At 60.2% G+C, this 22376-nt stretch carries 17 protein-coding genes; 9 read left to right on the top strand and 8 right to left on the bottom strand.

Going from position 1 to position 22376, the window contains the following annotated elements; translation table 11 throughout:
* Positions 1-3 precede the first annotated feature (3 nt).
* Complete coding sequence (locus J3U87_RS05735) at positions 4-972, bottom strand: zinc metalloprotease HtpX (RefSeq protein ID WP_237382075.1); 969 nt, start codon at positions 970-972, stop codon at positions 4-6.
* A 295-nt stretch (positions 973-1267) separates the two neighbouring features.
* Positions 1268-1396: a hypothetical protein gene (locus tag J3U87_RS34955; protein WP_272932463.1), complete on the bottom strand. Its 129-nt coding sequence runs from the start codon at positions 1394-1396 to the stop codon at positions 1268-1270.
* A 112-nt stretch (positions 1397-1508) separates the two neighbouring features.
* Here J3U87_RS34955 and gcvP point away from each other — a divergent pair, with 112 nt between their 5' ends.
* The 3 genes from gcvP to J3U87_RS05720 all read left to right on the top strand — a co-directional run bounded on the left by gcvP (position 1509) and on the right by J3U87_RS05720 (position 5684).
* Positions 1509-4409 (top strand): aminomethyl-transferring glycine dehydrogenase, encoded by a 2901-nt coding sequence (gene gcvP / locus J3U87_RS05730; RefSeq protein WP_237382074.1) that lies wholly within the window; start codon positions 1509-1511, stop codon positions 4407-4409.
* Between the two features lie 266 nt (positions 4410-4675).
* Complete coding sequence (locus J3U87_RS05725; RefSeq protein ID WP_237382073.1) at positions 4676-5365, top strand: AzlC family ABC transporter permease; 690 nt, start codon at positions 4676-4678, stop codon at positions 5363-5365.
* Positions 5355-5684, top strand: a complete 330-nt coding sequence (locus tag J3U87_RS05720) for an AzlD domain-containing protein (protein WP_237382072.1) — start codon at positions 5355-5357, stop codon at positions 5682-5684. The genes J3U87_RS05725 and J3U87_RS05720 overlap by 11 nt, the downstream gene beginning before the upstream one ends.
* A 40-nt stretch (positions 5685-5724) precedes the next feature.
* Here J3U87_RS05720 and J3U87_RS05715 read toward each other — a convergent pair whose 3' ends face one another.
* The 4 genes from J3U87_RS05715 to J3U87_RS05700 all read right to left on the bottom strand — a co-directional run bounded on the left by J3U87_RS05715 (position 5725) and on the right by J3U87_RS05700 (position 8586).
* Positions 5725-6267, bottom strand: a complete 543-nt coding sequence (locus J3U87_RS05715) for a hypothetical protein (RefSeq protein WP_237382071.1) — start codon at positions 6265-6267, stop codon at positions 5725-5727.
* A gap of 102 nt (positions 6268-6369) precedes the next feature.
* Entirely contained in the window at positions 6370-7365 is a 996-nt protein-coding gene (locus J3U87_RS05710) for a hypothetical protein (protein WP_237382070.1), read from the bottom strand.
* Between the two features lie 125 nt (positions 7366-7490).
* Positions 7491-8078, bottom strand: coding sequence for a GTP-binding protein (locus tag J3U87_RS05705; protein ID WP_237382069.1), 588 nt, complete (start codon positions 8076-8078; stop codon positions 7491-7493).
* Positions 8079-8106: 28 nt separating this feature from the next.
* Positions 8107-8586: a roadblock/LC7 domain-containing protein gene (locus J3U87_RS05700; protein WP_237384484.1), complete on the bottom strand. Its 480-nt coding sequence runs from the start codon at positions 8584-8586 to the stop codon at positions 8107-8109.
* Between the two features lie 563 nt (positions 8587-9149).
* Here J3U87_RS05700 and udk point away from each other — a divergent pair.
* Positions 9150-9803, top strand: a complete 654-nt coding sequence (gene udk, locus J3U87_RS05695; protein WP_237382068.1) for a uridine kinase — start codon at positions 9150-9152, stop codon at positions 9801-9803.
* Positions 9804-9997: 194 nt separating this feature from the next.
* On the opposite strand, the gene J3U87_RS05690 is transcribed toward udk, so the two are convergent.
* Positions 9998-10789: a hypothetical protein gene (locus tag J3U87_RS05690; RefSeq protein ID WP_237382067.1), complete on the bottom strand. Its 792-nt coding sequence runs from the start codon at positions 10787-10789 to the stop codon at positions 9998-10000.
* Positions 10790-11748: 959 nt separating this feature from the next.
* On the opposite strand from J3U87_RS05690, the gene J3U87_RS05685 reads away from it, so the two are divergent.
* From J3U87_RS05685 to rseP, 4 genes are all read left to right on the top strand, one after another.
* A complete protein-coding gene (locus J3U87_RS05685; RefSeq protein WP_237382066.1) occupies positions 11749-12108 on the top strand; it encodes a PilZ domain-containing protein in 360 nt (119 codons plus the stop codon).
* A 180-nt stretch (positions 12109-12288) separates the two neighbouring features.
* Positions 12289-13614: an ATP-dependent 6-phosphofructokinase gene (locus J3U87_RS05680; protein WP_237382065.1), complete on the top strand. Its 1326-nt coding sequence runs from the start codon at positions 12289-12291 to the stop codon at positions 13612-13614.
* Positions 13615-13767: 153 nt separating this feature from the next.
* Positions 13768-14943 (top strand): 1-deoxy-D-xylulose-5-phosphate reductoisomerase, encoded by a 1176-nt coding sequence (gene dxr, locus J3U87_RS05675; protein ID WP_237382064.1) that lies wholly within the window; start codon positions 13768-13770, stop codon positions 14941-14943.
* 59 nt (positions 14944-15002) lie between these two features.
* On the top strand, positions 15003-16352 hold the full coding sequence (gene rseP / locus J3U87_RS05670) for an RIP metalloprotease RseP (protein WP_237382063.1): 1350 nt from the start codon (positions 15003-15005) through the stop codon (positions 16350-16352).
* Between the two features lie 790 nt (positions 16353-17142).
* Here the strand turns inward: rseP and J3U87_RS05665 are convergent.
* Entirely contained in the window at positions 17143-19881 is a 2739-nt protein-coding gene (locus J3U87_RS05665; RefSeq protein WP_237382062.1) for a protein kinase domain-containing protein, read from the bottom strand.
* A gap of 535 nt (positions 19882-20416) precedes the next feature.
* Between J3U87_RS05665 and glsA the strand changes: the two genes are divergently transcribed.
* Complete coding sequence (gene glsA / locus J3U87_RS05660; RefSeq protein WP_237382061.1) at positions 20417-22375, top strand: glutaminase A; 1959 nt, start codon at positions 20417-20419, stop codon at positions 22373-22375.
* The last annotated feature ends 1 nt before the right edge of the window (position 22376 follow it).

Below are 22376 nucleotides of genomic sequence, written 5' to 3'. Positions count from 1 at the left end.
GCATCAAAACCGACTGAAACCGAGTCGATCGGTAGCGGAACCGCGTCGCAGAAACACATCCTCGGGCCGAAGCGGTTTTCTTCGGGGGCTCGGCCTCCGAACCGATTCCTCGTCTCGATCACGTAAAGTGGAGGCCTCATAGGCCAGCAACCGCCGGACCCGCTCGTCCGTGTGAGGGTGGGTATTAAGCCAGGACGAGCTTCCTCCACGGCGGTAGGGTTGGAAGAGCAGGCTCCAGATACCGCGGCGTCGATGTTCCAACTTTCTTAGCGCGGAAGCGAGACCACGTGCGTCTCCGGTCAGCGTCACGGCGCCGAGGTCGGCGTCGAATTCGCGCGTACGGGAAAGGGCCAGCGCCATGAGGTCGCTGAGCAGCGGGGCGGCCCACAGCACCAGGATCAGGGTCCAGGGAAAGCTGAAGTTCCCGAACAGCATCAGGGGAAGCGAAATCAGCAAAAGTACCTGTCCGAACAACGCCATGGACGAGGTCACTCGTTGGAGAATCGCGGCCAAGTTCATCAGGGCCAAATCGCGATTGGCCAGATGACTCATCTCGTGAGCCAGGACCGCCCGCAGCTCGCGGCGATCCAGGTAGCGCAACAACCCGTCGGTCACGGCCAAACCGGCGTCGGCCTCACGGCCAGTGGCAAACGCGTTGAGTTCGGCGCGGGGTAAATAGAAGAGGGCGGGTGTCCGGGACAATCCGGCACTGCGGGCCAGCTCGTGGACCGTATCGAAAAGGAACGGGGCCTCGGACGGATGGAGCGGTCGGGCGCCGGCGACCCGCATGGCCATGGAGACCGGAAAACGCGGGCTCAGGAAAAGAAGGAGTCCAGCCATCGCCAAAGCCATCAGGAGGCCGGTCCCACCAAAGAGAAACCAGCCGAGAAAACCCAAAAGGGCGGACATGGCGAGGAGCCAAAGCGCGGTCAAGAGGACGTGTCGGAAACGATTTTGACGAACGAGCGACATGGGCAACTCCCGAGCAAAAGGTCGAACCGATGTAAAGAACGGCATCAAGACTAGGGTACGCAACAGAGAAACTTTAGTTCATTTGTATAAGATTTTATTACACAAACACGCTAAAATCATTCGCTATCCCACTGCCGACCCCACCACATCCGCTCCTTTCACCTTCCCTTCCCTGCCCGATGATAAAAGCTGCATGCTTTCGCTTTTTCGAATAGAATGAGCCTGGTTCGAGGTGTTTCGAACATCGTCACCATCGCTTGATCGGGCCCTCTGCCCGCCTCGCTTGCCGGCCCCGCTATCCGCCCCTTTCCGGGCGAACCACCACCGCCAAAGGCCTATGTTCCATGCGGATGCTTTCGGACTTTCCTTTTATTCCTTTCTCGTTTTGCGTGCCTTCTTCCGTATTGCCGGCATCTTTCTCCATATGGCTTCCCCCGTCTGGACGGGGTTGCGACGGCGCATGTCCGCCACGTTCGTGCCCCCAGGCTTCCCGCGGTGGTACAGGTTTCCCAAAGATTTGAAAAACGGAGTAGCCCATGCCACTTGGTAATCCCACGTTGCGACAATTGGAACAGAAAGAAGATTTCATCGACCGCCACATCGGCCCCGATGATCGCGAGATCGACAGCATGTTGTCGTTCCTCGACATGCAGACCCTGGACGAGTTGGTAGAGAAAGCGGTTCCCAACAAGATCCTTTCCAAGCGACCTCTCGATTTCGACCGCTGCCAGAACGAGTCCGATGCGTTGGCTTATCTGCGTGAGCATGTCGCCAGAAAGAACAAGGTATTCAAGAGCTACATCGGCATGGGTTATCACGGGACCATCACCCCGCCGGTCATTCAGCGCAACATCCTGGAAAACCCGGCCTGGTACACGGCCTACACGCCGTACCAGTCCGAGATCTCCCAAGGTCGCATGGAAGGGTTGCTGAACTTTCAGACCATGGTGACCGACCTGACCGGCATGGAAATCGCCAACGCCAGCATGCTGGACGAAGGTACCGCCGCCGCGGAAGCCATGACCATGAGCTTCTCGCTCACCCGCAAGAAACTCAAGAGCCACCGTAAGTTCTGGGTCATGGACGACCTTCATCCACAAACCCTGGAAATTCTGGAAACGCGTGCCCAACCGCTCGGCATCGAAATCGTGACCGGCAACATCGCCGACTTCTCCACCGACGAAGCCTATTTCGGCTTGCTGCTCCAGTATCCCGGCAGCAGCGGCCAGGTTCGCGATTTGACCGATATCATCGCCAATGCCCAGGAGCGGAAGATGCTGGTGACGGTCGCGGCCGATCTCCTGAGTCTGGTCCTCCTGAAACCGCCCGGTGAAATGGGTGCCGATGTGGTGGTCGGCAGTGCGCAACGCTTCGGCGTACCGATGGGATTCGGCGGACCCCACGCGGCATTCTTTGCCACGCGCGAGAGTTTCAAGCGCAACATGCCAGGCCGTATCGTCAGTGTTTCGAAGGATGTACGGGATAAACCCGCTTACCGTCTGGCCCTCCAGACTCGCGAACAACACATTCGTCGCGAGAAGGCCACCAGCAACATCTGCACCTCGCAGGTTCTGCTCGCGGTCATCGCCGGCATGTACGCCGTCTATCACGGACCCGAACAACTGCACCGCATCGCACGCCGGGTTCACCGCTTCGCCGTCATCCTCGCCGCCGGCCTGGAGAAACTGGGATACCAACCGCGCAACCGCGTCTTCTTCGACACCCTTCAGATTCAGGTCACGCCCGAACAGCGCCGCGACATCGAGGCTCGCGCCCTCGCCGCGGAAATCAATTTCCGCTATATCGGCGACGAAACCATTGCACTCTCACTCGACGAAACCACCCGCCGCGAGGACGTGGGAGAACTGTGGACGGTCTTCTCCGGCAACGCCGATCACGGCCTGACCGTTCCGGACCTGTTCGATCAAGTCAGCGACCAGTATCCCGCCGAGCTCGTGCGCACGACCTCCTACCTGACCCACCCGGTATTCAACACCCACCATTCCGAAACCGAAATGCTGCGGTACCTTCACGCCCTGGCGACCAAGGACCTGTCGCTGACGCATTCAATGATCCCGCTCGGATCCTGCACCATGAAGCTCAACGCAACCGCCGAAATGATGCCGATCACCTGGCCCGAACTGGCCAACATCCATCCCTTCGCGCCGGCCGACCAGGTGGAGGGTTACAAACAGTTGATCGGAGAGTTGGAGCACATGCTCGCCGAAATCACCGGCATGACCGGCGTTTCCCTGCAACCCAACGCGGGATCCCAAGGCGAATACGCCGGCCTGCTGACCATCCGCGCCTACCACCAGAGCCGCGGCGAGGGTCACCGCAACGTCTGCATCATTCCCAGCTCGGCCCACGGCACCAACCCCGCCAGTGCGGTCATGGCCGGCATGAAGGTCGTGGTGGTCAACTGCGACAAGAACGGCAACATCGATCTGGAAGACCTCAACGCCAAAGCCGAGAAACATGCCGACGACCTTTCGGCCCTGATGATCACCTATCCTTCGACGCACGGCGTGTTCGAGGAAGGGATCGTCGACATCTGCCGCGTCATTCACGAACACGGCGGTCAGGTGTATATGGACGGCGCCAACATGAACGCGTTGGTCGGCCTGGCCCGTCCCTGTGAGATCGGCGCCGACGTCCTGCATCTCAACCTTCACAAAACCTTCTGCATCCCGCACGGAGGCGGCGGCCCCGGAGTCGGCCCCATCGCCGCGGCCGAGCACCTGGCGCCGCTCCTGCCGGGCCATCGCTTGAGAGCGGACGCCTTCCCCGAAACCCAAACGACCGCCGTATCGGCAGCTCCTTGGGGGAGTTCCGGCATCCTGCCGATCTCCTGGGCCTACATCGCCATGATGGGACGTGGCGGCCTCAAGAAAGCGACCCAAGTCGCCATCCTGAATGCCAACTACATCGCCAAAAAGCTCGAGCCGCACTTTCCGATTCTCTACCGCGGCCTCAACGATCTCATCGCCCACGAGTGCATCATCGACGTCCGCCCGCTCAAGGCGAGCTGCGGCATCGACGTGGAGGACATCGCCAAACGACTGATGGACTTCGGTTTCCACGCACCGACCATGTCGTGGCCGGTGGCCGGAACCCTGATGATCGAACCGACCGAGAGCGAGTCCCTGGCCGAATTGGACCGCTTCTGCGACGCGATGATCTGCATTCGTGAAGAAGCCGCCGAGGTCGAGAACGGCAACATACCGGCCGAAGAAAGCCCGCTCAAACGTGCGCCGCACACCATGGCGGACATGGTCGACGATAGCTGGGACCGGCCCTATAGCCGCGAGAAGGGCGTCTTCCCCCTGTCCTGGGTGGCCACCAACAAGTACTGGCCCACCGTGGGCCGCATCGACAACGCCTACGGCGACAAAAACCTGATGTGTTCCTGCGTACCCATCGAGGAATACGCCTGAACGGATCCCGTCCAGCGACACCCTCGTTAGATGCCGCTGGGCGGATGGCCCGTTCAGGAACTCGCCAAAACAGGTTACCCGATCCAATTCGTGCGGGGCGTTCACCGGAACGCCCCGTTTTCGTTTTGATGCCCAGCACAGAGACCCACAACTGTTACGCAAACATTTCAAACAAACTGAGACTGTTCCCCTTTTTTAGATTCGTTATGATGATCATGGGTTTGACCTTTTGGGGATAAGCCGAGTTTCGCCTTCAGGAGTTGGCCTTGTCTCAACGCGTTTTGTTTGTCGCCGGCGCCAAGGCAACCGCGCCTTTGCTGCTGGGAATACTGCCCTTTGCGGTCATCGCCGGAGCCACCGCCGTCGCCGCCGACCTCCCCTTACTCGCCGCACACGCCTTGTCCTTCGTGATTTTCGCGGGTGCGTCGCAACTGGCCACCATCGAGTTGCTCGATCGAGGAACCCCTATCGCCATCGTGGTGTTGACGGCCCTGCTGATCAACCTGCGCATGTTGATGTACAGCGCCTCGATCGCTCCCCACTTCAAGAACCTATCCTCCAAATGGAAAACGCTGATCGCCTACCTGTTGACGGACCAGGCCTTCGCCCTGTCCATCGCCCGATACGAACAGGAAATCAGCGAAGTAGGCAAGCGGTGGTTCTATTTGGGTGCCGCCTTTTCGCTTTGGTTCTTCTGGCAACTGGGCACTGCGGCCGGCATCTACATGGGCGCCGCACTGCCCCCGGAGTTGTCGTTCGAGTTCGCGATCCCCTTGACTTTCATGGCGTTACTCTTCCCACTCATTCGCAATCGCCCCAGTTGGATCGCCGCCGCAACCGCGGCCGTCGTCGCGGTCCTGGGTCACGGTCTCCCCTTCAACCTCGGTTTCATCGCGGCAGCCCTGAGTGGCTCCGTCGCCGCATTGCTGGCGGAAGGATGGTCTCATGCACATTAATCACCCCATATGGTTCGCCATGCTGGCGATCGGCGCCGGGACCTTCGTCTTCCGTTTCTCGTTCATCGGCATGCTGAGCCGCCTGAACGTGCCGCAAAGCTTCGAACGCATTCTGAAATACATTCCGGTGGCCGTGCTCAGCGCCCTGATCGTGCCCTCTCTGGTCATCCACCAGGGCCATCCGGACCTCAGTTTCTCGAACCTGCGCCTGTTGGCTGGGGTGGCGGCGATGGTGGTCGCCGCCACCACCCGCAAGATCTTTCCCACGCTCGCGGTCGGCATGGGCACCCTCTGGCTCTTGATGTACTTGACTGGATAATAAGGGACGAAAGGGGGCCAAGAGGCCCCGGCTCCGGCCTTCAGCCCTGGCTGACCGGCTCCCTTTCGTTAACCCAGCGCGCCTTGATCCGAATCAGGTCACGCACGAGGTACATGTGGGCGATGTCGCGATTGTTGAATTCGCGGGCCTCGTCCGTCTGATCGAAGACCAACAACCAGACGCGGCCGTCATCGAAATAAACCGGCATGGTGAAATCGGCACCGACACCCGGAACGGGATTAGCCACCAGTTCATCTCCCTCCAGGGCCAATTTGAGGGTTTCGTCCATTTCCAGGGGTACGTAGCCTTCATCCCAATCTTCGACGCGGGCGATGTTCTTGCCCTTGTTCCATCCGGCCAGGACCTGGCCATCCCGCGTATCGCAGGCATAGATGCGGTCGACCTTGAGCCGTTGACACAGGTGACGCAGCGCCAGCTCGGCAAAATCATTCAGCACGAGGCGGGTATCCAAAAGGGCCCCGATCAGCTTGTTGCGGATACTCTCCAACTCGGTGGCGATGTAGTCATCGACGACTTGAAGCAGCTTGGCGCGAAAGTCCGTGGACATGTTGTTGACGAGCACGATGCAATCCTCCTCGACGCCGGGCCTTCGTGGAGACAAACGGAACCCAGCGCATAACCAAAACATTTACAGCGATTTAGATTCAAACTTCGGTTATCGTTTTCAGGAACTCAACCACCACACCATAGCATAAAGACCGCAAAATAGCAGACCCACCTTGCGGGGCACCTGCTTCTGCCGAAACGAGAGGAGGGTGAAGCAGAACATGGTTCCGGCCAGGCTCAGGAAGGGCCGCGCCGCGGCATCGCGCCAATGATGGATGGGGGCCGTGGTGATCGGTGCGATCAACGACGAAACGCCGACTACCAGAGGAATACTGACCAAACAATCGCCCACCAGACCGGTCAGACCCAGGCTTCCCTGTTTCCGCGCCAGACGCAGAAGCAGAAAGCTTTCGGGCAGGACGGTCAGCAGCCCGAGCACCATCCCCAGGGAGGCGCCCGGTATCAACGCCCCCATCGACTCCATGCCCAGCGAGATGGCGTCGACGCTGAAGGAAATCAAGAGTGCGCAGAGGACCAGGAGCAGAAGCAGCGAAAGACCGACCGAGAGAGGCAGGCGCTTCTTTTTGGGTGGCGTTCCGCGACGCATCCACATCAGCAGTTGGTACCCGAAGTAGAGTCCAACCAGTTTGAGCCCGTCCTCGCGCGTCACCACCCCGTCGCGCACGCACTCGAACAGCAACACCGCTCCGAGCCAGAAAGACAGGAGCGCCAAGTGGAAATCGGCGCGGGCGCGGCGCGCCTTCTTGCTGGATCCCTTGGCCACGGTCACCAACAAAGGCCCGGCCAGCGCCATGATGGTTCCGGTGACCAAGGTCGTATTGGCGAGGTTGTTACCGATGTTGAGGTGAATGACCAGATCGCCCTGCAACCGTGTCTGGCCGAACATGCCCAGCATCAAATTGGGAAACCCGGTGCACAATGGGGTGAACAGCGTTCCCAGGTGCACCACGCCAAAATTCTTGTCCTCGAGCCGGCCCAGGATCAGCACGACCAGTTCCGAGGCGACGAGCAACAGCGCGACACCTACCCCGAGCGCGAGATAGGGTTGTTCCTGGAGGCGAAACCATTGATTGAGCCAGTCGAATGGAGACACGGTCTTGACCTAAACCGGACGAAAATCGACGGACGGGGAACCACACCCCATCCCACCGAAAGGGATGGCGTCAGGCTCCCGACCCATAGTTCCGTCGCGATCTCACGTTTCCGGATACGGAACGATCAGCTACTCTTCTTGAGCTCGGTCAGAACTTGCTTGGCGCAGGCCTTCAAGGTCTCGTACACACCGATTCCCTTGGGTGCAATCGCTTCGAAAACGGGCTCCCCCTTGAGTCGCAACTCCTGGGTGAGCTCTTCGGCCGAAAGTGCCGTCGGCAGGTCGCGCTTGTTCAATTGAAGCACGTAGGGAATGGTTTGTAGTTCGTAACCCTGCTCTTTGAGGTTCTTTTCGAGGTTGTCGATACTTTCGAGGTTGGCGTCGAGCCGCGCTTCCTGGGAATCGGCCACGAAGATGACGCCGTCCACCCCTTTCAGTATCAATTTGCGACTGGCGTTATAGAACACCTGACCCGGCACGGTATACAGGTGAAACCGTACTTTCAGAGAACGTATGGTACCCAAATCCAACGGCAGAAAATCGAAGAACAGAGTCCGATCCGTTTCGGTTGCCAGAGATATCATCTTCCCCTTGTTGCGGGGATCGGTCTTCTCGTAAATAAACTGCAAATTGGTTGTTTTTCCACACAGACCGGGACCGTAGTAAACGATCTTACAGTTCACTTCACGCGCCGCATAATTAATGAAAGCCATATTTGAGCACCCGTTCTCTTATTGATGGTTACCCGAAGAGGTTGTCGATATCGTCGTCGGTAATCTCGGCAAATGCGGCTTCCAAGCCGCTGGAGGACTCACGTTGTGCCTTTTCCATAATGGTCTCGAAAATCTTGGTCAGCTCGATCGAGGCCTTTTTCACCCGAAGGCGAACCAGCCCAAGAGAAGAGCGCTCGTCGAAAATGATGACCAGAATCACACGGTTGGCCACGATGGAGATGTGGACGTTGTCGCGCTCACCTTCATGGAATAGAATCGAAAATTCCTTTTCTCCAATCAGCTTGGCGAGTCCATCGGTCGCAGCAACATTACCGGCAGTCAGCGAAGCAAGGGAGGTGGGGTCGATGTCGCCGATGTCGCCCGCCGCTGCGATCTGTTGGCCGTTTTTGTCGACGACGAAAACGATTTTCGATCGCGCATCCACGTGCAGTTGATTGATGCACTTCTGGACCTGTTGCAGCTCTTCGTCATAAAGGATTAAATCCATTTGATGGAGTTCCTCTCGCAAAAAAATAGGGCAAAGTGATGGGGGATCAGCCCATTGTAATCGATTGAATTCTTGCCAAGCAAGACGAAGCCCGGCTTTGAGTATATGGCAGAAACCGAAAAAAGCTAAGCACAATTTAGGATTTCACCGCACGTGCAGCGCAAGACGGTGGGACCCCTTTCCGGTCGCGGAGAACCACGCACTCTCAAATTGGGCGTCCCTCAATTTACCAATTGGACCGACCGATTTCAAATCGAAATTCCAGAAAAAGTCCCCAAGCGTATAATCGCGCACCGTTCCACCCGAAAGGCGTCTCGCGAGCGAAAAGTCACGGTTTCTCCACCAATTTCGACCCGAGCGCCAAGACACCAAAAGATTGACCTGAGCCCACACTCATCGTTAAATGGGCCAAGCCCTGCGGGACACCGGGAACAGGCTCCGACCGTACCTTTCCGCGCCGGCTGGAACGACATGTCGAGGGCCCCGTCCCACGACAACCGACGCGCCGGCGGGCGATACCCGGCAATACCGTCCCGCGCGGATCGATGAGGAGGCTGGTGATCATGGAAAGTAAACCGAAATTGGTGGTGATCGGCATCGCCGGCGGCAGCGGCAGCGGCAAGAGCACCTTCGCGGATCTGGTCCTGGCCAACCTGGACGACGCCGACCTCGCGGTGATCCGTCACGACGCCTATTACCGCCCCCTGGATCACCTTTCCCTCGCTGAACGCAAAAAGGTCAATTTCGACCACCCCGACAGCCTGGACACCGACCGGCTCATCCGGGACCTCAGCACGCTACGGTCCGGGCAAGCGGTGGACATTCCGGAATACGACTTCAATCAATATACCCGCAAGTCCACGGTGCAGCGCCTCGAACTGCCCTCGGTCCTGATCGTCGAGGGCATCCTGATTTTCGGCGAAGCCCGATTGCGCGAGCTGCTCGACATGAAGGTGTTCATCGACACCGACGACGACGATCGCCTGATTCGCCGTCTGCGCCGCGACATCAGCGAGCGGGGCCGTACCCTGGAGGAGGTGCTGCACCAGTACCAGACCACGGTCAAGCCGATGCACCTGGAATTCGTGGAACCATCCAAGCGGTGGGCGGACATCATCATTCCCCACGGCGGCCGCAACAAGGTCGGGCTGGACCTGATCAGTCGCAAGCTCCACATGCTGCTCAAGCGCGACTATCCCGAGGAACTCCACGTGTGAGTGCCGATCCTGCAGGATCGGCACGGAATCGGCCTTAAGGTGTCAGGTGTCAGGTGTCAGGTGTCAGGTGTCAGGTGTCAGGTAAATGCTAGCAAGCGCTTCGGTTCCCTGATACCTGATACCCGATACCTGATAGCGGGCCCATTCGGCGTTCACGCCCGGACCCTGGACCCCCGCCCGTTCCGAATGGGCCCCTATCCCGAATACTCGCCCCAACGGCTGCTGTACTGGGGACGCGGCCGAGCCCGTACCTGCAGGCTCATCGTCAACAGCATGGCGATCGGAAAAAGCACGCACAGCCCCAGCCCGAAACGAAAGCCGAAATACCAGAACGGCGTGCCCGCCTGCAGGATCTCGATATCTTCGACGAACAGGACTTCGCAGGCGCCGTTGCCGGTGTCCTCCCGCGTGAGGCTGGAGTTGCGCACGTAATTGGGATAGTGAACCGGGTGATAGCCCACCAGCATGCCGCGAACGTACACTTGATCCCCCACCCGCACGTCGGCGATGCGCTCGCGAACCTGGGGATCCGCCGTCAGCAGATGGTTGTTGGAAATCTCCAGCGGCGAGATCTCCACCCCGATGCTCGATCGCCAATAACAGGTCCAGGGACCGCTCCAAAATTCGGCGTGCTGATACCCACCCGTGGTGATGTTGTCGCCCCAGACCACACAGATGTCCTTGGTATCCACGGAACTCGCGTCATGGTAGATGTCGGCGATGCCCTGGGTATTGTTGTGGGTCACCACCAGGCCCCACATTTCGTAATCCGCCAAGGGGATCACGGCGTAATCGGTACCGGCGAAATGGAACATGAACTCCTCGCGGTCGGTGGGGTTCTGAACGGGCTCCTGCAACAACTCTCGCTGCATCTGCGATGGTTCCCCCAAACTGCCCTTGAGCACGTAGGCAACGCCCGTCAGGGCGACCGCGCCGATAAAACCGATTTGCAACATGCGCATGAGCGGGCCATAAGCGGTGTTCATGAACGCCTCCAACCTTCTTTTTCCAAACCAGGCGGCAACAGGAATCCTTGCAGCGCGACCGGCCGCACCGCGGCCCGGACATCCATCCACCGAACCAAAAAGGATTACCGCTGCCGCGGTTCCCATGGAATTACGGCGACGACTTCGCGAGAAAAGGGACTGCGTTCCCTCCATTTTACCCGTTCGCGGTCGATCCGCGAAGTCGACGCCCCCGGTCCGGTTCGGGTCAGGGACAGCCAGGGTCCCCCAAATCGCCCGGGAGCCGCTGGGCGACACGCAAACGCCCACGACCGGAGCCACCCGGAGTCGATTGTGAATTTTTGACAAGAATTGCGGAAAAAGCTGTGGAAAACCGTGTGCAAGACGACCTGGACCACTTGCCACTCAAGGATTTCAACCATCCTGCACAGATGTCTGTGCATGGCGCGCGCCTTGGTACCACCCGTTTTTTTCCCCGCCACAGGTCTTGACAGCCAAACATCCCTCCGCTAAGAGCACATTTCAGGCTCGTCCCAACGCGGCATGCCGCCTGTGGAAAAACTTGTGGAAAAATCCGACAGAGCCTTAGTTTTTCGAAAGATTTGACGCCTCGGTCAAGACCCGCCAGGGGTTTCCGACCGGCTCGCTCAGAAACCCTGGATTTCATTTCTTTTCCAGGTACAATAGGCTCAGACTTCTGGATCCATCCACTGGGGATTCCCTTCCATTGAGCTACCGAGCTTCCATCGACTCAGGCACCTTTGTCGGCGCGCCGCACCCTTCCGGTGCAGTCCGGTATCCTGCGGCAATCGCCCGTCGCCGCGACGCTCTTCCGCGAGAGGAATCCCCGAACGTTCCGCCGTTCCTCCGCGCAACCCTTCGTCCAGGTGAAACCATTCCCAAAACGAGTGGAAGGAAACCGGCGGGGTGAACACGGAAGGATCTCCTTGACGATGAGTTCGCAATGCACGAGGCCTGTAATGAGGGAAAAAAGACGCTACCAACGATTGCCCACCCGCGGGTTCATGGACTGCGCGGTCGATTTCTCGCTGAACGACAGACGCTACACCAACATCCCGGTTTTGAGCCTCTCGGCGGGCGGCGCCTATATCGCGATCGAAACGGACCGGGACAACCTGACCAAGGGCGATCGTCTATGTGGTATTCGCTTCTCGATCGAAATCCTGAACGGCATGCTGATGGACGGAATCATCGTTCACAAGATGTCCTTGGGCGAGGTCGGCGGCTGCGGCATCGAATTTTGTGATGTACCCACGCTGACACGTGAATCGCTCGACACGTTCGTGCACCACAAACTGAAGGAGTTCGGACTGGATTGATGTCTCGGTCGCGCACCGCCAGCCAATCTCGAGGAAGTCCTATCGCACCATCGGATACTTGATCTCAACCGGGATACGGGCGCCGACCGGAAACGGAGGCGAGATCCGAATCCGACAACAAGCGCGAAGTCCGCGTCCGGCGGCACTTCGTGTCGCCTTTGATGAAAAGGGAAAAGGACCATGTGGAAACCCAGTGATTTCGAAATCCCCACACTCGGTGAAGCACGTGTGAACTCGGAAGATGTCCCCGGTTTGAAAAACATCGCGGCGGGCCGCTATTGGGTCGACGACGACGAGCGAGTTCCCTATCAATGTGTCTTCAAGCGAGATTCCGAGCTCCAGACGGATTTGGCGTTCGAAAAGGCAGGAGCGCGCCACCGATTGTTTTTCAATCCGGGTGAAGTCAACGCGGGCATCGTGACCTGCGGCGGCATCTGCCCCGGCCTGAACGACGTGATCCGCGCCCTGTACATGGAGCTGCACTACATCTACCACGTCAAATCGGTGACGGGATTCCGCTACGGTCTGCGGGGCCTGGATCCGTCCTACGAACTGGAACCGATCATCCTGAACCACGAACGCGTGTCGGATATCCAGGCCCACGGCGGCACCATGCTGGGCACCTCTCGCGGCCACGTGGACGTAGGCGTCGTCGTGGACACCCTCGTGGCCCGCAACATTCACATGCTGTTCATCGTCGGCGGCGACGGATCCCAGCGGGCGGCCCACGGGGTATGGCAGGAAATCGAACGGCGCGGCCTGAACATCGCCATCGTCGGCGTACCCAAGACGATCGACAACGACATCAACTTCGTGTACAAGACCTTCGGATTCGACACGGCGGTGTCCTTCGCGCGCGACGCGCTCGATGCGGCGCATATCGAGGCCAAGGGCAATCCCAACGGGATCGGCCTGGTCAAGGTGATGGGCCGCGATTCGGGGTTCATCGCGTCCTACGCCACGCTGGCTTCGATCACGGTCAATTACACCCTGATCCCCGAACTGGAATTCGACCTCGACGGACCGGGTGCCCTACTGGAACACCTGGAGGCCCGCATCCGCCACAAGCACCACGCGGTCATCGTCATCGCCGAGGGGGCCGGCCAGCACCTGCTCGAGGAGGACGAACGCATCGTGGACGCCTCGGGCAACGTGAAACACGGCGACATCGGGGTCTACCTCAAAAACCGCATCAATCGCTATTTCAAGGAACGCAACCTGGAAGTCAACCTGAAGTACTTCGACCCCAGTTACATGCTGCGCAGCCTGCCCGCAAACGCCAATGACCGCATATTTGCGGCCGATCTGGCCCGGTTCGCGGTGCACGCGGCGATGGCGGGCAAAACCGACCTCATGATCGGTCGCCGTTTCAACCAGTACATCCACGTGCCGATTCCGATCGCGGTCGCCACCCGCAAGAAAATCTCGCTCGAGAGCGAGATCTGGATGGCGGTACTGCAGGCGACAGGTCAACCGTCCTCGCTCCAATCACGGAACCGCACCTGAGTCCGCGGCCGGTGTCACGGGCCGGCAACCCGATCCGATTCCGCGAGTTGCGATCGCGGCGGCCCCTGCCTTGGGTCGCCGCGGCGACCTCAAAAATGACAGGGGCCGCACGATGGGGTAAAATGGCGGCTTGTTTTTTGAGGTGAGTTCGATATGACGAAAACGATTGCCATTTTGGGAAGTACCGGATCGGTGGGACGCTCCACCCTCAAGGTCATCGAGGCCATGCCGGAGGGATTCGAGATCGTGCTGTTGGCCGCCAACCGATCGCGCGACGCCCTGCTGGAACAGTGCCTGCGTTGGCAGCCCAAGGTGGCGGCCATCGGCAGCGAGACCGATGCGGTCTGGCTCCGACAGCGCCTCGACGCGCGGGCCACCACCGTCGTCCAGGGCGAACGGGAACTCTGTGACGCGATCGCCGAACTCGAAGCCGACCTGGTGGTATCGGCGATCGTCGGTGCCGCCGGCCTGAAGCCGACGATGCGGGCGATTCGCGCCGGGTCTCACATCGGCCTGGCCAACAAGGAATCGATGGTCGTGGCCGGCGCCTTCATGAGCCAGGCCGCCGCGGAAACCGGCATCACCCTGCTTCCGATCGATTCCGAACACAACGCCCTGCACCAGTGCCTTCGTGGCGAGCGTCACGAGGAGGTCGCGCGCCTGATCTTGACGGCCTCGGGCGGCCCCTTCCGCACCTATTCCGGCGACATGGACGCCATCACCCCGGAACAGGCGCTCAAACACCCCACCTGGGACATGGGCCCGAAAATCTCCATCGACAGCGCCACCATGATGAACAAGGGCCTGGAAGTCATCGAGGCTCATTTTCTTTTCGACTTCGCGCCCGAGGACATCGCAATCGTCGTCCATCCGCAATCCATCGTGCATTCGATGATCGAGACCGTGGACGGCTCCTACAAGTGCCAGCTCGGTCGCACCGACATGTGCGATCCGATCCAGTACGCGCTGACCTGGCCGGAGCGACGCCCCAGCCCCTTCGAGGGCCTCGACATCACGCAAGGCCTGGAGCTCCAGTTCTTCCCCGCCGATCGCGAGCGCTTCCCCTGCATTCAGCTCGCCTACGATGCGGCCGGCGGCGGACCCGCCGCGCCCACGGTGCTCAATGCCGCCAACGAGGTCGCCGTCGCCTCCTTCCTGGAACACCGCATCCGTTTCACCGACATTCCACGTATCAACCGCGCCTGCCTGGACCGGCTGGGTCACACCAAAGCCGCCAACCTGGACGACCTTTTCGCCATCGACGAACAGACGCGCGTCGCCGCGAAAGACATCCTTCAAAAGCTGAACACCGTATCCAATCTCGAGTGAGAACCTAACCAAGGCATCTCACCCACATCGCGATACGACCCCACCCGGAGGCATGGATTTTGTCAGAACTCTTCCAGCAAATCATCGGAAATCGAATCATTTCCTTTTTCCTTCTCTTGGTGCCCCTCGTGGTGATTCACGAATTTGGTCACTTCCTGATCGCCAAGCTGGGCGGCATTCGGGTCCACAAATTCGCGTTCGGTTTCGGAAAAAAACTGTTCGGTTTCACCTATGGTGGCACGGACTACCGCTGGAACCTGCTACCGCTGGGCGGGTACGTGGACTTGATGGGCGAAGCGGTCTACATGGACGAAATCCCCGATGATGCCCAACATTTCTACAATCGCCCCAAGTGGTTGCGTTTTTTGGTCCTCGTCATGGGACCGGCCTTCAACCTGATCCTGGCCCTGCTTCTCTTCTGGATGGTCTTCGCCCTCAACCCCATTTACACCACCGATTATAAAAAGGAGCCCTACACGATCGGCTTCGTTTCCCCGGACTCCAGCGCGGCCGCAGCGGGATTGCAGCCGCTGGACCGCATCGTCAGCATGAACGGCGAGCCGGTGACCAGCTACGAAGAGGTGCGGACCTTCATCCTGCTGCACGCCAACCAGGACGTGGCCCTGCGCGTAGAGCGCGACGGCGAGCAGCGCGACGTCAACCTGAAGATCCCGATGCACGAAATCGAGGGCCACGGCATTCAGGAGTTCTACGCCTACTCGCGCGTCATCATCAACGAGGTGATGGCCGATAGCGCGGCCTCGGAAGCCGGCCTCCAACCTGAAGACGTGATCACCCACATCAACGGCGAGGCCGTGGTGCCCTATGCCATCAACGGCAAAAGCCTGGTCTCGATCAAGTTGGGTGAACGCGCGCCGGAGCCGTCGGAGTTGACGATCGAACGCAACGGCGAGGTGATCACGCAAATGGTATCGCCGCGGCAGAACGAGGAAGGCACTTGGCTGCTCGGCATCCTCATGAAGACGGACACGGTGGAAAAGAAACTGTCGGTCGGGGAAGCCTTTTCGTATTCCTGGGACACCTGCGTGAACTCCTCGGTGGTCCTCTTCAGCGCCCTGCGCAAACTGGTCACCGGCCAGTTGTCGGTACGCACCCTTTCGGGGCCGGTGGAGATCAGCCGTATCGCCAGCGAATCGATCCGCGAGAACATCTGGTACTTCCTGAACCTGATGGCGTTCCTCTCGCTGCAATTGGGCATTCTCAACCTGTTGCCGATTCCGGTGCTCGACGGCGGCGAGATCTTCGTCTTGTTGGTGGAAGGCGTCACGGGCAGGGATTTCAGCCTCTACACGAAGTACCGCATCAAGATCATCGGCTTCGTCTTCCTCATCGCCCTCATGGGCATGGTCCTCATCATGGATCTCGTCAAGACATGGCAGATGTGGTGATGCGTTGGCGGTGACCTTTCGCCGCAATCCAAAAATCGAAGCGATCCCAGCCAAGAGTTCCCGCATCCCGAGCGGGACGTCGTGCCCGGTAGGTTCAGCCGCCGGCTGAACCATTCGAAGCAACCCCTCTTCATCCAGCAGGTAACGCCAAAGAGCGAAGCATCGCCTTCACCCGAGCGGGCCAAGGCTGGGATTGCGCCCCTCTCCATCGATTATGCACATCGCATCCAAGTCGCTTCGACTGGTTGAGCAGGCTGCTCAACCTACAGGCTTTACGCAGCTTACGAACACACGGGCACTTCGAGCCGAGTTGGCGCGACGCGTCATCGATCTTCCGGGTGCGTATCCCAGGAGTTCCAGCATCTCGAGAGGGGCGTCGTGCCCGGTAGGTTCAGCCGCCGGCTGAACCATTCGAAGCAACCCCTCTCCATCCAGCAGGTAACGCCAAAGAGCGAAGCATCGCCTTCTCCCGAGCGGGCCAAGGCTGGGATTGCGCCCCTCTCCATCGATTATGCACATCGCATCCAAGTCGCTCCGACTGGTTGAGCAGGGCCGGTAAGGCAGGCTGCCATACCGGCCGTGCTCAACCTACAGGCTTTACGCAGCTTACGAACACACGGGCACTTCGAGCCGAGTTGGCGTGACGCGTCATCGATCTTCCGGGTGCGACTACCGGCCCCGAACTCCACATCGGCACGCTTCGCGTCGTTCCCCTCTCGAAATCGACCTGGGCGCCTGCCCTGCCGTTTCGCAGCTCTCGAAAAGCCCTCGCAATTGCGGGCACCGGCGATCAGCGCGGGCCGATGGAGCGCAATCGCGCAATCAACTCGTCCACGCTCTTGTAGCGGTTGTTGGGATCCAAATGGAAACACTTCAATATGGTATCCGACAGGGCCTCGGGCACCTTGGGATTCTTGCTGTGTGGCGGTTCCGGCAGCCCGTGGCCCGCGAACTTGGCCGAGGCGTTGCCCTTGTCGAACGGTTCCTCACCCGTGGCCAGAACGTAGAAGGTCGCGCCCATCGAATAAATATCCGTCTGAAAACTGGCGCGGTCCCCCAAAAACAGCTCCGGCGCCATGAACGTCGGCGTCCCCCACAGTTGCTGGGTCTGGTTGGTGTCGGAAACCTGTTTGGCCAACCCGAAATCGAGAATCTTCACGGTTCGCGACTTGTTCACCATGATGTTCGTCGGCTTGATGTCGCGATGAATGATGCCGTTGTCGTGTGCGAACTTCAAACCCTGACAGGCCTGGTGCCAGATCGCCACCATGCTGCGCAGCAGGTTGTCCGGCTGGCGCAGCGCCAACCGGTCCAGCGTGGCGCCCTTGACGTATTCCATGACCATGTAGAAACAGCCCTTCTCCATGCCCGCATCGTAGAGTTGCACGATGTTGGAATGGTTGAGCGAGGCGATCGATTGCACTTCGCGCTTGAAGAACAGCAGGACCTTCGGCTCGTGATTGAGCTCGGGGTGCAGCATCTTGAGCGCGACCTTGCGCTTGAGGCGCGAGTCGACCGCCTTGTAGACGCGACCCATGCCGCCCTTGCCGAGCTCCTTGATGATGCGGTAGCGGTGCAGGGGGCCGTCGCGCGTCAGGTCGTAAACGGATTCGTCGTCCAGGGTCAGGGTGATGTCGGTTTGGGCTTCGTCGTCGGTGGGCCCCGTCGGCGGCCCGCTGCGCAACTGATGCGCCAGCGCCGGCCTGGGTTTGGCAGGTCTGGCGACCCTCGGCGGCGTCGGTACTTTCGGGAGATCGGGCGCCGGACGCGTCGCGTGGTCCACCGCCGAGGCCGCGCCGACCAGTTCCTCGAGTGGCGCCGAGTGGGGTCCCGTCACCGGTAACTTGGGCTGGTACTGCAAATTCATGCGCTTGCCGAGCTCCACCGCCATCCGCACACAGGCTTCGTTTTCCGGATGCGCATCGGCGAGGCGAAAGGCTTGGTGGGCGGCATTCCGCTCGTCGCCCAGGCGCTCGTAGATCGCGATGACGCGCAGCCCGATGGGAATCAGCTTGGGCTCTCGTTCGCGCCCCTCGATCAAGGCGTTGCCACAGGCCAGCGCCTCTTGGAGCCGGCCCTGCTCGGTCAGAATGCTCAGGATCTGACTGCACTCTTCCAACTCTTCATCGTTGTCGGGAGAGACTTCGCGCATACAGGCCACGGCCTGGGTGTGTTCCCCGATCATCAAATGGGCCCGCGCCGCGTGTACGAAAAACCCGCCCTGGCGGAACAGGGCCGCCTGGCGATCCTGCAATCCCAACTCCGCGGCCAACTGGGCGGCGCGCTGGAATTGCCCCATTTCCTGATAGCAATTCAGGGCTCGATCCTCGTCACCGACTTCCAGATAGAGTTCGACCGCCAGATCGTAGCGCTCCAGATCGAAATAACAATTGGCGGCCTTGCGCAGCAGGTTCGCTTCCTTGTAGGCACTCGCCGCGGATTCCAAGTCTCCGCCACGCTCGAACAGCGACGCGGCCTGGGCGAAATCTTTTTGATCCACCATGCGTTGGGCTTTTTCCAACAACGCCAAATCGCGGTGACCGCCGTTCTCCAGCGCCTTCAGCGTGGCATCGTGGGCGCCGCTCTTTTCGTAGGCCGCGGCCGCCTCTTTCATCATGCCCGCTTTTTCGTAGGATTCCCCCGCCTTCTTGAACATCTTGAACCGCAGGTAAAGCTCCGCCGATTCCTGGAATCGACCCAAATGATAAAGGGATTCGCCCCAACGCGAGCCCCATTGCTCCACCCGCTCGCGGTCCTCCATGAATCCCTTGGACGGCGACATTCTGCCGAAGGCCTCGACGGCCTTGTCCCAGTGCCCGCCAAAAAAGTAGGCGTTGCCGGCCCGCAGGTAGTTGCCGATCCGTGCATAATAATCGCCGCCGCGCAAAAAGGCGCCGGCCGCCTTGGCATCCAAGCCCCGCTGGACATAGAGCTTGCCCGCCCGGTAACAGTACTCTTCACCCAGGGATTCCAACAGGCGCGCGGCCCGGCCCAACTTGCCGTCCTCGATCATCTGTTCGGCCTTGGCGATTTTCTTCCGGTGGCGTTCGTCGTCCACGTGGGCCATGGTCCCCGATAGGGTTTTGTCGTTGCTCGTCGGCACGAAGCGAATGCGTTTCCAGGCCGGCGCACGGGTGTAGCCGACCATGAGCGAGAAACCGACCAGGGTCAAAAAGAAGGAATTGGCCGTGGTCGCGTGGAAACCCAGGGTTACCGACGACAACAGGGTGGCGAAGGAAAAATAGGTTTGCTCCAGATCGGTGGGCACGGAGGGCTCGCCAATCAACCACAACACCAAGGCGTTGAAATCCAAAACGATCGAGACACAACCCGTCACGACCACCAGGAATTTCAAGGGCCCGGGCACGTATTCCCAGCACATGCGCAGGCCCCACAGGAAACCGCGCCCGATGCCGACCGTGCGATCCAAGACCAGGGCCAGGGCGACCATGATCATCGCATTGAAGAAGATACCGCTCGATCCGGAGATGGCGACCATGAGCCGCATCAAGGGCGAATTGTCATCCAAACTCTCGACGATCTCCCCATAAAAGTAGGGAGAACTGAGGAAGGCAAGCGCTCCAAAGATAAAAAACGTCACGAATAAGATGGGAGAGACGCGGTTCTCCGGCACCATTGATCACCTGATTGTCTGAGTAGTTTGCAAGCGGAATCTCGAAATGCCGGTCACCCCGAGCATCGCACACGATCAGAAGTAGCCCGCCGCATCCAGTGACAAATGCACCTCGAAGGGGACAGGAGAGCCTCCGATTTCCAGACCAACCGCTCCAAAGATTCTTTCCGATTCTTCTCCATGTCCAGCTCCCTCACGTGAGGTTCCGGACTCCATGAAGTGGCGCGTTCATCCTTTACGCGAAAGCCGAAGAGAGGGGACCCGACTGCCGGTTCGCGCTTTTTGGTTTAGTATTGAGTTTAACAAAATTGGGAGAGATCCTTAAGCCTATTGGGAAAGTAATCCTTTTGTTTCTCAGTAATGTGCGCTAACTCAAGAAGAAAGGATCGAGCGGGCTCGAATTTACCGGGGGCCCGCGAAAGGAGTCAGGGTGAAACGACGCGACGCCGAGATCGGAGCCGCCTCGACGGGACGGACGGGGGCGGACCATCCGATACAACGAGAGCTGGAGGCGGTGTTCGAATCCTGCCGCGACATCGATGGCGGCGCTCCGGCGGACTACATCCCCGAGCTGGCCCGCGTCGATCCCGACCGGTTCGCCGCGGCGGTCTGCCTGACCGACGGTCGCGTTTTCAGCGTGGGTGGCGCCCGCGATGCCTTCACCCTCCAATCGATGGTCAAACCGTTTCTCTACGGAACCGCACTCCACCGTTTCACCCCCGAGGCGGTTCATGCCCGGGTCGGCGTGGAACCGACGGGCCGACCGTTCGACGCCATGTTGATCTTGGAATCGGGCAGCAAACGCCCCCACAACCCGATGGTCAACGCCGGCGCGATCGGCGTGGCCGGCATGTTCTCCCACGGTTCGGAACGCGAGCAGGTTCGCCGCATCCGCAGCATCTTTTCGGACTTGATGGGTCGCGAGAACATCGAGTTCGATTCGGCGGTCTACCTCAGCGAACGGGACACGGGATTCGGCAATCGCGCGCTGGCCCACCTGATGCACTTTTTCCACATGCTCGACGTGCCGGTGGAAACCGCGCTGGATTTTTACTTCAAAGCCTGTGCGGTGCGCGCGAATTGTCACGACCTGGCCGTGATGGCGGCCACCCTGGCCAATGCCGGCACCCATCCCCTCACCGGTCGCAAGGTCCTGCCGGCGAAGGTCGTGCGCGACGTGCTCACGGTCATGGCCACCTGCGGCCTCTACGATTACGCCGGCCGGTTCTGGTTCGACGTGGGCGTCCCCGCCAAGAGCGGCGTCTGCGGCGGCATCTTCGCCGTCGTCCCCGGCCGCATGGGCATCGCCGTGTTTTCACCCCGGCTGGACGAAAACGGCAACAGCGTGCGCGGTCTCTCCTTTTTGGAGCGCCTCTCCAAGCGCCGCGGCATCCACGTCTTTCTTCCCGCCGCGCGGGCGCCGGTGGTGGTTCGGCCGCAGCCCACCCGCAGCGCCCCGCTGGTCCTGCGCTGGGCCTGTACGAGCGCCTTCGAATCGGCACTTTGCACGACGGGCGGCAGCAATTCGGATTTCTATCCCGAGTTGCAGGCCGCCAATCCCCATCGCATGGCGGTGGCCATTTGCACCGCGGACGGAGTCGAAGCGGCGTTCGGCGACGCCGACGAAGGGTTCACCCTTCAGGCCGCGGCCTCGCCGTTCTCCTATGCCCTGGCCCTGCAACGGCACGGCATGCAACGGGTTCACCGCAAATTGGGCGTGGAACCGAGCGGCAACCCCTTCCACGCCATCCATCTGGATCAGCGTCTCCGGCGGCCCCACAACCCGCTCAACAACGCCGGCGCGCTGACGATCGCCTCGATGCTGCTGGGACCGAACGCCTCCCACCAGCTCGGCGACATGTTGACCGCCTACCGGGAATTCGCCGGCTCCGACCAACCGGAAGTGGACATGCTGGCCCTGGCCTCGGAACGCACGGCCGGCGAGCGCAACCGGGCGATCGCCTACCTGCTGCGCAAGTTCGACATCATCCCCGAGGTCACTCCGACGTTGGAGCGCTACTTCCTCCAAAATTCGGTGCGCGTCGACTGCCGGTTGCTGGCCCGAATGGGCGCCACGCTGGCCGCCGGCGGACGCAATCCGATCACCGGTCGCCAAGTTATCGATCCCGACCTGGTGCCCCACATCCTCACCGTCATGGCCACCTGCGGCATGCACGACAGTTCCGGTCAGTTCGCCTTCGACGTGGGCATCCCCGCCAAGAGCGCCATCAGCGGCGCCATCGTGGCCGCGGTTCCGGGTCAAATGGGTATCGCGGTCTATTCGCCACCCCTCGATCCTTACGGAACCTCGGTTCGCGGTGCCGCCATGTTGGGCACCCTGGCCCGCGACCTGGGCCTGCAAATGTTCACGTGCCCCGCACCCGGCTGAC

The sequence above is a fragment of the Sulfidibacter corallicola genome (assembly GCF_017498545.1).
In the GTDB taxonomy this organism is placed as follows: domain Bacteria; phylum Acidobacteriota; class Holophagae; order Acanthopleuribacterales; family Acanthopleuribacteraceae; genus Sulfidibacter; species Sulfidibacter corallicola.
The sequence above is the reverse complement of the archived record's forward strand: the minus strand, read 5'-3'. Positions and strand labels throughout refer to the sequence as shown.